The organism is Gynuella sp., assembly GCF_050297175.1.
Lineage (GTDB): Bacteria > Pseudomonadota > Gammaproteobacteria > Pseudomonadales > Natronospirillaceae > Gynuella.
In genome coordinates this window covers 21551-34099 of the sequence record NZ_JBNKSF010000058.1, presented here as the reverse complement: position 1 = coordinate 34099, position 12549 = coordinate 21551, and the positions used below count along the sequence as shown (strand labels likewise).

At 43.9% G+C, this 12549-nt stretch carries 12 protein-coding genes and 1 tRNA gene; 3 read left to right on the top strand and 10 right to left on the bottom strand.

From position 1 onward, the window contains the following. Positions 1-27: 27 nt before the first annotated feature. The 6 genes from pheS to ACQY6I_RS22080 form a co-directional block, all read right to left on the bottom strand. Entirely contained in the window at positions 28-1044 is a 1017-nt protein-coding gene (pheS, locus tag ACQY6I_RS22105) for a phenylalanine--tRNA ligase subunit alpha (RefSeq protein WP_428243714.1), read from the bottom strand. 228 nt (positions 1045-1272) lie between these two features. Next, the gene (gene rplT / locus ACQY6I_RS22100; RefSeq protein WP_044617553.1) at positions 1273-1632 is read right to left on the bottom strand and encodes a 50S ribosomal protein L20; all 360 of its coding nucleotides are present in this window, start codon (positions 1630-1632) and stop codon (positions 1273-1275) included. An 18-nt stretch (positions 1633-1650) separates the two neighbouring features. Further along, positions 1651-1845: a 50S ribosomal protein L35 gene (gene rpmI / locus ACQY6I_RS22095; RefSeq protein WP_428243713.1), complete on the bottom strand. Its 195-nt coding sequence runs from the start codon at positions 1843-1845 to the stop codon at positions 1651-1653. Between the two features lie 196 nt (positions 1846-2041). After that, entirely contained in the window at positions 2042-2587 is a 546-nt protein-coding gene (infC, locus tag ACQY6I_RS22090) for a translation initiation factor IF-3 (protein WP_428243734.1), read from the bottom strand. 3 nt (positions 2588-2590) lie between these two features. Next, positions 2591-4531, bottom strand: a complete 1941-nt coding sequence (gene thrS / locus ACQY6I_RS22085) for a threonine--tRNA ligase (protein WP_428243712.1) — start codon at positions 4529-4531, stop codon at positions 2591-2593. A gap of 131 nt (positions 4532-4662) precedes the next feature. After that, a tRNA-Arg gene (locus ACQY6I_RS22080) sits at positions 4663-4738 on the bottom strand. Positions 4739-4864: 126 nt separating this feature from the next. Between ACQY6I_RS22080 and ACQY6I_RS22075 the strand changes: the two genes are divergently transcribed. Then, positions 4865-5416, top strand: coding sequence for a UPF0149 family protein (locus ACQY6I_RS22075; RefSeq protein WP_428243711.1), 552 nt, complete (start codon positions 4865-4867; stop codon positions 5414-5416). On the opposite strand, the gene ACQY6I_RS22070 is transcribed toward ACQY6I_RS22075, so the two are convergent. Both ACQY6I_RS22070 and ACQY6I_RS22065 read right to left on the bottom strand, forming a co-directional pair. Beyond that, on the bottom strand, positions 5408-5719 hold the full coding sequence (locus tag ACQY6I_RS22070; RefSeq protein ID WP_428243710.1) for a BolA family protein: 312 nt from the start codon (positions 5717-5719) through the stop codon (positions 5408-5410). The two genes, ACQY6I_RS22075 and ACQY6I_RS22070, sit on opposite strands and share 9 nt — an antisense overlap. A gap of 95 nt (positions 5720-5814) precedes the next feature. Then, the gene (locus ACQY6I_RS22065; RefSeq protein ID WP_428243709.1) at positions 5815-6303 is read right to left on the bottom strand and encodes a hypothetical protein; all 489 of its coding nucleotides are present in this window, start codon (positions 6301-6303) and stop codon (positions 5815-5817) included. An 893-nt stretch (positions 6304-7196) separates the two neighbouring features. Here ACQY6I_RS22065 and ACQY6I_RS22060 point away from each other — a divergent pair. Together ACQY6I_RS22060 and ACQY6I_RS22055 are read left to right on the top strand one after the other, a co-directional pair. Next, on the top strand, positions 7197-8558 hold the full coding sequence (locus ACQY6I_RS22060) for a hypothetical protein (protein WP_428243708.1): 1362 nt from the start codon (positions 7197-7199) through the stop codon (positions 8556-8558). Between the two features lie 14 nt (positions 8559-8572). Beyond that, positions 8573-10171 carry a hypothetical protein gene (locus tag ACQY6I_RS22055; protein WP_428243707.1) on the top strand — a complete coding sequence of 533 codons (1599 nt, stop codon included), beginning with the start codon at positions 8573-8575 and terminating at the stop codon, positions 10169-10171. Between the two features lie 511 nt (positions 10172-10682). Here ACQY6I_RS22055 and ACQY6I_RS22050 read toward each other — a convergent pair. Then, positions 10683-11933 carry a DUF3570 domain-containing protein gene (locus ACQY6I_RS22050; protein ID WP_428243705.1) on the bottom strand — a complete coding sequence of 417 codons (1251 nt, stop codon included), beginning with the start codon at positions 11931-11933 and terminating at the stop codon, positions 10683-10685. After that, entirely contained in the window at positions 11920-12165 is a 246-nt protein-coding gene (locus tag ACQY6I_RS22045) for a DUF4266 domain-containing protein (protein ID WP_428243704.1), read from the bottom strand. The genes ACQY6I_RS22050 and ACQY6I_RS22045 overlap by 14 nt, the downstream gene beginning before the upstream one ends. Between the last annotated feature and the right edge of the window lie 384 nt (positions 12166-12549).

Below are 12549 nucleotides of genomic sequence, written 5' to 3'. Positions count from 1 at the left end.
TATCGCAGACTGTTGCCGGTAGACTGATTAGCTGAATTGACGCAGAAAATTCAGGTCATTCTCGAAGAAGATACGTAAATCATTGACACCATAACGGAGCATGGCCAAACGCTCGACCCCCATGCCAAACGCAAACCCCTGGTACCTGCTGGAATCAACACCACTGGCTTCAAGCACGTTAGGATGAACCATCCCACACCCCATTACCTCTAGCCAGCCGGTATGACTGCACACCCGACACCCCTTGCCATTACACATCACACATTCCATATCCACTTCGGCAGATGGTTCAGTAAATGGAAAAAATGACGGTCTGAACCGCACACCAAGATCTTTTTCAAAAAAGACCTGTAGAAAACGCTGAATCGTTCCTTTCAAATCAGAAAAAGATACTTTTTCATCAACCAACAGACCTTCCACCTGATGAAACATAGGAGTGTGGGTTATATCGGAATCACAACGATACACCCTACCAGGACAAATAATTCGAATAGGCAGTTTACCTTTTTCCATCTCCCGAACCTGGACAGGTGAGGTGTGAGTTCTCAACAGAGTATTAGCGTCAAAATAAAACGTGTCATGCATAGCACGTGCGGGATGATGGCCAGGAATGTTTAACGCTTCAAAGTTATGATAGTCATCTTCGATTTCAGGGCCTTCAGCAACTTTGTAACCAATACTGCCGAAGAAGTCCTCCATCCGCTGAATAGTGCGTGTTACCGGATGCAGACCACCAAGATTTTGCCCTCTTCCAGGTAGCGTAACATCCAATGCTTCCTGACTTAGCTGAGCATTTAAAACCTGACTCTCAAGCTCATCGCGCCGGGTATTAATGAGATTGCTGACTTTTTCTTTTGCTTCATTGATTCTGGCACCCGCTGCTGGTCGTTCTTCTGGAGGAAGCTTACCGAGGGTTTTAAGCAAAGAAGTGACCTCTCCCTTCTTGCCAAGATATTGGACTCTCAATTGTTCAAGTACGGAAACTTCATTGGACTCGCTAATCTCGAATTCTGCTCGTGAGACCAATTTTTCTAAATTTTCCATTGATAACGACTCCGGCGAGTGCAAGGCAAATAATTAACGGGGATATAGCAGATTATGCATGATATTTAAGGGCTTGTACTATAGAGTCTGTCAGAATTTTAGCAACCAAAAACCACTGAATTTCAGCAACTTAGACTCATCTGACTCACAATACCAGGAAGAAATGGACAGTTTTTTCGGCCATAAAAAAAGGCGACCAATGTCGCCTTTTTATTCTCGATGCTAGATTTAGGCTGCCAGGGCAGTTTTGGCCTTTTCTGCCAACGCTGCAAATGCTGCTTTCTCATAAACAGCAAGATCTGCCAGTACTTTACGATCGATTTCAATGCTTGATTTTTTCAAGCCATCAATCATACGGCTATATGACAGACCATTTACCCGCGCTTCAGCATTGATACGGGCAATCCAGAGTGCCCTGAACTGACGTTTGCGCTGGCGGCGGTCACGATACGCATATTGTCCTGCTTTAATAACCGCCTGCTTGGCTACACGAAATACCCGACTACGGGCACCATAGTAACCTTTTGCAGCCTTTAAAATTTTATTGTGACGACGACGTGCAATAACGCCACGTTTAACTCTTGCCATAGCTCTACACCTCTACTATCAAATATAAGGAAGCATACGTTCGATCAAAGGCTGATCTGCCGCTGCAACCTGTTGCATACCACGCAGCTGACGCTTACGTTTGGTGCTTTTTTTGGTCAGAATGTGGCTACGGAAAGACTGTTTGTGCTTAAAGCCATTCGCCGTTCTCTTGAAACGCTTTGCAGCGCCAGAATTGGATTTCATTTTTGGCATGTAATACTCCAAATAATAAAATTATCAGATCATAAGACCCATTGATTACCCATCCGGCATGAAATCCTCGGCCGGGTAGAGTGTTGTATCCTGATAAATCAGGAAGGCGGGCATTCTATCCAAATAAATAAAAAATAAAAGCCCCTGATGCAAAAAAGCCCCGGTGCAACCGAGGCTTTCCATATTTGGAGTGCAATTATTTCTTTTTACCGGGAGCAATAACCATGGTTAACTGACGACCTTCCATTTTAGGCCTCTGTTCAACCACTCCATACTCTCCAAGATCTTTTTCCACTCGACCCAGCAACTCCAAACCCAACTCCTGATGAGCCATCTCCCTACCTCGAAACCGCAAAGTGACTTTAGCCTTATCACCATGCTCCAGGAAACGAATCAGGTTCTTTAACTTAACCTGATAATCACCTATATCCGTATTGGGCCTGAATTTAACTTCTTTTATCTGCACCTGAACCTGCTTTTTCTTAGCAGCATTTTTGGCTTTTTTCTCTTCATAGAGCTTTTTGCCAAAATCCATGATCTTACAGACAACCGGATCTGCATTGGAAATCTGAACCAGATCCAAACCTGCTTCCTGAGCAGCCTGCAGGGCCTGAGCTATTGGAACAACTCCAACCTGCTCTCCAACGGCGTCAATTAATCGAACTTCGCGGGCTTCGATATTTTCATTGACAGCCGAACGACCATCACCTTTTTTGTTGCTTGCTGAGCCTCGTTGTTTCAGAGTTTATGCCTCCACATTTTCATTAACATCAACCCTACCTTTGTTTTGCAGGTCATTGTTAAGAATTTGAATAAAAGCATCCAAAGACATAACTCCCAAATCTTGACCAGACCTGGTTCTCACTGCAACGGTATGATTGTCCACTTCCTTATCACCACACACGAGTAGATAAGGTATTTTCTGAAGCGTATGTTCACGGATTTTAAAGCCGATCTTTTCGTTTCTCAAGTCAGCTTCAACCCGGAATCCAGCCTCAGAGAGGTGTTTTTTAATTTCCTGGCAGTATTCTGCCTGACTATCGGTAATATTCATTACCATAACCTGTTGTGGGGATAGCCACAAAGGCATTGCACCGGCATGCTGCTCTATCAGAATACCGACAAAACGTTCGAAAGAGCCGAGTATTGCCCGATGCAACATAACAGGAGTCTTCCGTTCTCCATGCTCGTCAACATATTGAGCCCCCAAACGACCAGGCATCGAAAAGTCAACCTGGATGGTACCACATTGCCATAAGCGTCCCAGACTGTCTTTTAGAGTAAACTCAATCTTAGGTCCATAGAACGCCCCTTCCCCTGGCAATATATCCCATGGCTTGCCCGTAGCATCAAGCGCAGATGCAAGAGCCTGTTCAGCCTTATCCCACACATCATCATCCCCCACCCGCTGTTCCGGCCGGGTGGACAACTTCAATATGATGTCAGTATACCCGAAGTCATAATACACTGACTCCAGCATATCTATGAATTCTGCGACCTCAGACTGAATCTGATCCTCTGTACAGAAGATATGAGCATCATCCTGAGTAAAGCCACGAACCCGCATAATACCATGCAAAGCACCAGAAGCCTCATTACGATGACAACTGCCAAACTCGGCAAGCCTAAGCGGAAGATCACGGTAACTTTTCAGCCCTTGGTTAAAAACCTGGATATGGCAAGGGCAGTTCATCGGCTTAATTGCGTTATCCCTTGACTCAGAATGAGTCGTAAACATGTCATCTTTAAACTTATCCCAGTGACCGGATTTCTCCCACAGAGACCGATCCACAATTTGCGGGGTTTTAATTTCCTGATAACCACGCTCGCGCTGCACCCCTCTCATATACTGCTCCAGAACCTGGTACATGGTCCAGCCTTTTGGATGCCAGAACACCATTCCAGGCGCATCTTCCTGCAAATGAAAAAGATCCAGCTGCTTGCCAAGCTTACGGTGATCACGCTTGGCAGCCTCTTCCAGAAACAAAAGATATTGCTTCAGTTGCTTTTTATCGGCCCAGGCGGTTCCATAAATACGCTGCAACATTTTGTTTTCAGACTTACCACGCCAATAAGCACCCGATATCCGCATCAATTTAAAATGATGACAGAAGCTCATATTAGGAACATGGGGCCCACGACACATATCAACATATTCTTCATGATGATATAACCCGGGACGATCAGATTTCGCAATATCTTCGCTCAGAATGGTTTGCTTATATTCCTCTCCCCGTTCACCAAATACCGCATATGCCTCATCCCAACTCACCTTTTTCTTGACAACAGAGTAGTTGGTTTTCGCAAGCTCCATCATCCGTTTTTCAAGTTTGGCCAGATCTTCCTCGGTAATAGCATGGTCCAAATCAACATCATAATAAAAGCCATTTTCAATAACCGGCCCTATCGCCATTTTAGTTTGTGGCCATAATTGCTTAATAGCATGCCCCAGCAAATGAGCACAGGAATGACGGATAATTTCAAGCCCCAGATCATCTCTGGCAGTTACGATTTTTAAGGTCGCATCTTGCTCAATCAGATCACAGGCATCTGCATTGGAACCATTGATCACTCCTGCAATGGTTGCTTTGGCAAGCCCTGGACCAATATCTTCGGCTACCTGCATAACAGTAACAGGGGTTTCATATTGACGCTGGGATCCGTCAGGAAGGGTAATGACCGGCATTGGATATTTCCTCTACAGTGGTGACCTCTACCAAAGGCCACATGACTTTATTTTCAATCACTTGGAAGCGGTCAACGGCATCTACTACCTCAACCATAGGTAGCCTGAGACCATTGGCACAAACGTATATCTGGCCTCCCCACCAGGACTCGAACCTGGATCGGTCGCTTAGGAGGCGACTGCTCTATCCTGTTGAGCTATGGGGAGAGGGCGCGGATTCTAGCCTGATTCCATAAAAAGATTCAAATTTTGGAACAATATTTTAAGCCACTACATACTATGAAGTGACTCCGATACAATTCACGCCCTTAAATAGTTGCAGGTTAACAAACATTGAATCACATTACCCAAACAGAACTGGACTGGCTCTATGATTACCTGGATGCCGACGGGCATTCGGATGAGGTCCTGGAGTTTTATGGATATCACGGTCTGCTGACAGCTACAGCTCTACTGCCTATCCCTCCTGACTGGACTACAATACACAGCTGGATCTTTGACACCGAAGATCAGCCTAACAATACTGACCAAACTGCCCGCTTCAAGACACTCACATTACTGTTGATCGACAATATTCAGGACGAAATTACTGCTGATGAGCAGGTTGCCTTACCTTTTGACATCCTGCCCGGGGAAATCACTGAAGAAATGGAAGCTTGGTGTTCCGGCTTTATGCAGGTTATTTTCGAGTCGGACAGTCAACTGGAAAAATTTGATCAAGAAGCACTCTCCGTACTGTTATTTCCATTTGAACTTGGTTCACGACTTTTTGAAGATGAAACTGAGTTCAAGCAAATCTCGAAAAACACCAAACTGAAGATACAGGTTCTCAACCAGATACCAGAAGCTTTGGTTGACCTGTATCTGCTGACGCATTCAGCCTGATTTCGACCCGCCCATACATTGAGGAGAGTCTGGGGTGGCCGCCACTTCCCACTCTTCCTTGGTGTAGAGATGCATTGCCAATGCATGAACAGGACCTGCCAGCATGTCAGCCAGCACTTGATAAACCAACTGATGTCGCTTTACTTTTGACAAACCGTGGAATAAGTCGGATACCAGCACCAGTTTGAAATGGCTTTCGGAACCATCCGGCACACTATGCATATGACTTTCATTAATCAGTTCAAGAGTGTCAGGAAAAAACTCCGCTTCCAACATAGTGCGCATCTGCTGTTGAATTGACATATCGATACCTATTAGATTTTTATTAGATCAGCTGCCAGATAGTATCAGTTGTTAACAAACAACTCTCTGCCAGCGCAACACCCCAAGTTGATTTACTATGAAACCGCTTCCAGTGTTCTTATATAAGTTTCCTGCAAAACTCTTGCATCAATCGGTGCACGATGCAGCTCTACTCCCCACTCCTGCAAGACTGCCTGGCGCGTACGATCCCAAATATTCATTTGTGGTTCGGATAAAATTCTCGTCAGAGTTTCCAAACGAAACGTCATCTTCATTCCTGCACAATAGAACAATAGCGACAACCAGCTGCTATCAAACCCCCATCCATCGCTATATACCATCATTCCCTCCAGTAACTCATTCATTTCACGACAGATTTCTTTAACCTCTCTCCCTTCTCGATCCAACAACTCGCGAGTAATCCCATGAACCCTCTCAGCTTGTTTATCCCAATGAAGCCAAGTTTCCAAAGGCCTGACCAAATAATTCTTTACTGTCCTGTCAGTCAGGGCTATTCCCAACTCAATGGGATAACTTCCCTTTCCAAAACCAGATGCCTCAATATCCAATATAATCGGAATCATCAACTTCCCTTACCAAAACACATGTCATTAAATACCCCATACCGTCACTGTCTGACAATTCACGGCAACATACTTGAACCAAAAAAGTCAACAAGCATAATTTTGTAAGCTTTAAGGAAATATAGCTTTCAAACTATGAAAAAGAGAAAGAATTCTAGCAGAAAAATTTTCCTTGTCCGGGGACGGGACATAATAAGGATAAAACCGGTCATTTACAGGACTACCCCCCATTTCTTCACAAAACATCAGCCTTTCAGCAATTCCACCAAAGAAAAATTGCCCCTAAAAAGCATCAACAACGCAATGATTTTCAACCAAAACCATCTTTAAAAAAGCCCAAAAAAAAGACTGATAAAAAATATGATTTGAATCATCTGAAATTAAATTAACACCGTACATAAAAATATTTTTTTTCATATTTGTGCACTACTGCTCACAGTATCATCTCACCCCTAACTGCCTGTCATCGAAAATTAGTTTAACCTTGAACTAACCAGCGTCAAAAAACTGAGATTTTACCAATGTCTAATTTCATATTATCTCCGAAAAAAACATATTTTTTTTTAGTAAGCATACTTGCTATATATGGTTGCGACACAACGCTTCCTGAAGACAAAGCAAACCATTCAAATAAAGGACCGTCTTTTGAATTGAGTCAATCCGAGTTGAACTCTCTCTCAAAGGAAAACCAATATGCAGTCATCAACAAACTGCTTGCCCCAATGGGAAGAGGAATAGCTCTGGATGAATTTGCAGATACGACTCAAGGGCTGAATAACCTGAAAATAAGGGACACAAACTCGCTGAACACCATCAGGTCAAACTTGAAACGCCAACTTTCTTATACACAAACTAACCTGCTCGATACAAAAATTAACGGAGCGGACGCGATTATGGATCCGGATACCGGAGAGGAAATCGCTCCCAGAATTAATGCCATGTTCAGGTTTGACGGTAGAAGCGAACACCAAAAATACATGGCTAAAATATTGACTTATCCATTAAGCAAGAATCAATTTGACTACTGGATGGCATATTTCCTTGCCAACACCATTATGTTTAGCCCGGCCAGAGAAATGGAAAGCACCGATGACCAGGATATTTCCCGAACATTGGCATACCTTCATTCAAATATTGCCGCAGACACACCTGTTCGACAAATCATTCGTGGCTGGTTGGGCGGCTTAAGTCGCTGGAGGGTTTCACGATCAGCAGAAAACCATGCACTTGAAATGTTTGAGCTATATCTCGGGAAATTTAATGACAGTACCGAAGATCAACTCAACACTTATAACGGTGGCCAAGCGTGTAAACAGTGGTACCTGACCGATGGTGATGAAGATTATCAGCTTCATTTCAATGTAGATCAACCATCCCTCGCCGCACCGGTTTTGGTTTTGAAAAACTACATTCAAAGCTGTGAAGATTTATATGACCTTGTATCCGGACATGCACTGCTCCTACCTCGAGTAACAGAAGTCATCGTCAACTATTTTCTGGATGGTATGAGCGAAGACACTCGTCTTAAATTAATCGGTGAAATTGTTGCAACCAATCCAACAACATTCCGGGATATATTCACACACATCTTGTTTTCCGAATCTTACTTGCTCGATACCAAACGAGTAAAATCTTTCGAAGAATCCGCTTTTTCCATTATGGACAGAATGAACTGGAATCCCAGATCTGCAGATGCTGGAAGCACAGGAAGAGACTTCTTCAGATCTGTCACCGCTACCGGAGTCGGTAGTTCAATGTCTATGGAGAACATGGGCTGGGCATCCATGGAATATAAAATCGGCAGAACGCCTTATGTACCACTGGACGTACTGAGTTTTGCCAACTATCACCAGGCCTTGCGACAAGGCTTTTTAATGCATAACCGTGCATACGACGGTGCGAGATTCCCTACTGATGACGACGATGACACCAGCAACAACTTATTCGAATATACCGATGGCACCTTTTATAAGGCAGGCACAGAAGACCTGAAACCGTCTCTTGAAAATCTCACTGCAAATGAATTCATTGACTACGTGTTTCTGACAGCCATGGGTAGACGGGCGACACCCAAGGAGAAAAACGCGTTAATCACGGAAGGCGAGAGACGCGACCATGTCATCAATGACAACGGAACTTACAAACTGTATACCGATCGTAACGACCATGAAAACCGAGCCGATGATTTTGCTTTGGTCATGCTTGATTATATTTCCCGGTTACCGGAATTCTATTATTTTAAAAGTTATCGTTAAGAGGGGATGAACCAATGAAACGTAGAAGCTTTTTAAAAACTGCTGCTCTGAGCTCTTCAAGTGTGGCATTACCAGTCAGTTTCAGCTTGCCCTTCTTGGCTAACAAGGCTTATGCATATAGCCCAACTTATGCCAATGCTAACATAAGTGCTCCTGCCGTAATGCCTCAGGTAATTAATATATTTCTCTATGGAGGAGCCTCTGAACTCGCTGGCAATCTTACCAATATGGCAGAAAATGGGATGGGAGATGCTGGAACCAACAACAGCATCAATGCAAATTCCAAAAACAGTTATTCTGACGGCAATGCGTTTGGTGGAAATATTCTGCTTAAGAGAGCTGATAATCCCAACGGCGAGATTACTGCCAACGGCTGTTGGCATTCGGCCGGCGGAGCATTTATGGAAAGCATGTTAAGTGGTGCTGATATGAATCTCTACCGCACTATTTACAAACAGAAATCACCGACACAATCTCACCGTGAAAGTATTTTTATGTCTCACAAAGGTGCGCTGGACATAGAAAATTCTCCTGGAGTTGGCACTCGCTTGGCATTGATGATTAACAGCAACTTCAGTTCCTATACAAGCACTACCTTCGCCGATGGCAGCTCTATGCCAAAAGACGCAAATGGATTTATTCTGCCTTTTGTTTCATTTGAGGGTAACTCCACGTCCTATGCTCTCGACCCGGAAAACACCATGCCACTGAATCTACGCGGCATAACCATGGACAACCAATTCAACAACCCCTATACCCGAGGCGATCTCACCAGCTCTGAAAATGCAATCAACGAGATGACTAAGAATGTGATAGCGAGTCAGCAATCACAATATAATGGAGTATGGAGTGCATTTAATAAGAGAGCCGAACTGGCAGGCAGAATGAGCAGCCTGAATGCACTTTTGAGTGACAATAATCTGCCTGTAGTACCAGGTGGTGTAAATACAAGCAATGACGTCACCCTACACTCAGACTTCGGTCATAACCTGCTAAATACCGATAGTCGCCTGCAATACCCCAATACAGGATTTGCGCGGCGCTTGAAAGCAGCAGTTACGCTCATGTTACACAACCCTCAAACGCTATATGCAACAGTGGGTACTGACGGACTTGGCGGCTGGGATGACCACAATAACGGAGTAGACAGAAACGGTTACAGACGAAGAATGCTACAAGTCATGCAGGCCATTGACGTTGCCATGAAACATATCAAATGGGCTGGCCAAAACGGTATCACTACTCTTAATGGTAATACCCGGACAAATACCAACAACATCATTATTAATGTTATGGGCGACTTTGGTCGACGGGTCAACCTTAACGATTCCGGTGGCTGGGATCACGGCAACAATCAGAACCTTTATACCTTTGGGGGTTCCGGAATAACTGGCAGGCGAGCTCTTGGCAATGTGATTGGTGAGACAATCCGTGCAGGACGAACTGGCACGAACAATCAATATACAGTTCCGGACAGTGGCTCAAAAACCTGGGAACCCATGTCTGTGGCAGCTTCCACTTACCGCTATTTTGGCGCCACCAACCCACAGATCATGACTGCCGACCCCACTTACAACCCACAAGGGGATAAAACCCTCGAAGACGAAAGCTGATACAGCCTCGCCCTTTCGCCCGGCAGCATCTGTTGTCGGGCCTCTCAATAATTCAAAAAAACAGCAAATTTCCTTATATAACCTTAGTTAGTATTGAGGTATTGGAAGCACGCACACCTTGTTTCAGACTGAATTCGACATGAACGCTGCCTTCGAATCTATAGAAATATAATCTGGGACTGACATGCACTCTTATTTCTTTCCCATCAGCCATATTCGACAACTACTAATCAAGCCTCTTTTTTGGGTATTACAAGAAACTCACATTCATCCTCAGCTATGTTCCAGCCAGAGTCAGGCTGCTGATCATGCTATTACTCAACCCCCACTTTAAAACCATTGACCTCATTACTGCAAAAGCCAATCTTTGTTGATGCACTTCTGCTATGAATTGGCCTACTATTCATTTCATATTAATCATAAAAAACCCTCGCCCACAAAAAAGCCCGACATCCATAAAGAATATCGGGCCTTTAAAAAGCCTGAGATATAATTTTAGAATCTCACGACATCATTCAAAGTCCTGTCCAAATGAAATCGACACAAAAAATGCTTTGTTTTCATCGAAGACAGCGTTATAGAAACTCTGGTCCATATAGCCTACCCGTAAATTAAGCGTTCCATACCTTTGAGTCTGATAGGACATTTTAGCGCCTAATGTATAGGCAAACATTTCTGCCAGTCGCAAATCTGCCGACACATAGTCAGGTTCGACGTAATATTTACTGTCTACGGTTTCATCATACTCTATCGTACGCTGATAAAAATCAGCTGCATTTTGATAGTACAACCGGACAAATGGCTGCATCACAAAAGCATCGGACTTCACGTTAAATGCATATGACGATTCCACAGTATGGGAACGAATGCCCCAGTCATCGAGATAGTAACGATAACTAGCCATCAAATGATTACCGGACTGAGGCAACTCATGATTAATTTTGGAATAGAGAATATGACGGGTTCTTTCGTCAGGTCGCTTTTCATAGATATTTTTATAAAAGTTATCGTCACTATCCGCGACAGAAATTACTTTATAAGGGTCAGTATGATAACCAACAGACTTACTAAAACTGTAATTCATCTGCGCAATGGTATATTTATTCAGCACTTGGCTGAACCCAATCAGGCCATCAAATGTATTTTTGCGCCCGGGTCCATACATTTCCGCATCATTTACATCTACCAATGGTTCAGGCGTTTCTTCACCAGTACGAGATATTTCATCGGATGCAAATCCCAGCGCCACGGAAAATGTAGTGTTACGCGAAGCAGTATCGTACTCTCCGCCCAAACTACCACCAATGGCAGTGTAATCACTCTCTACTGATGTATAAACACCGGCATTGGTTCTGATTTGACGTTTAAATTCGTGCGTCCAAGTGCTATCCAGAGCCAACCTAGTATCATCGAACGGCGCTAAAGCACCGTTGCTGGTGCCTGCGCTGACACTACCACCGGATACTCCGGTGATCGTCACAGAATCCTCTCCAGGAATTGCACCTGTAGGCGTAGAACCGGTCATCGTATCGTAAACAATACCAACCTGAATATTATCAGAGTTACTTAAATTACCTCCCAAGTCTGCAATATAAGAATCTACACTGACACGATCTGCTTCCTGGTAACGCAGATAACCAAGTTCAACCTGCCAATCATTATAAAACTCTTCAGCTTTCGCCGTGGCTGCGGTCCCTGCGAGTAATCCCGCGGTCGCAGCCGTCAGAGACTTTCGAAAATTTTTACGATCAGTTACAGCCACAACCGCCACCTCCTACACTGGTTCCCCCAGTAGAGGCTTCCTTACTGAAATAAATATGACCATCGACGTATGAGTCTAACGGATCGCCACTAAGAGCCATGGAGTCCTTTGCCAGGATACCTTTTTCCCATGGTTTAACATTTTCATAGGTAAACGCGCTGTGAAATGTGGAACAGCCAGTCAGACCGGCACCTATCAGAGTTACCACCAGCACCTTTTTCAATTGGCACATAAATTCTTACTTCCGGTTTTAAGAGTGATCAGAGCTAATTAGTTTTCTAGACAATTACATTTTTATAGCTCACACACTAACAAAAAACACCTTAAAAGGGAGTCATTCCCGACCTGTTTGTGAATGCTCTCACAGCAAAAATAAGCTCTTTTTAAATATGCAACTGATGAGTTACCCAAACTGTCAGTTTATGTCCATATAAGTCATCAAACAGCGTTAAAAACGACTATATTAAAGAGCGGAGTCAGCAATCATTGCCTCATCTCGACAATCATTCTGACCACCGCTACCCTAATTATTGATCAACAACCGGGAAATCTCTGAAAAATGATGTATTTGTGTACTGAGTGTCTGCACCTCTTGAAGATACAGGCTGTATCAGTT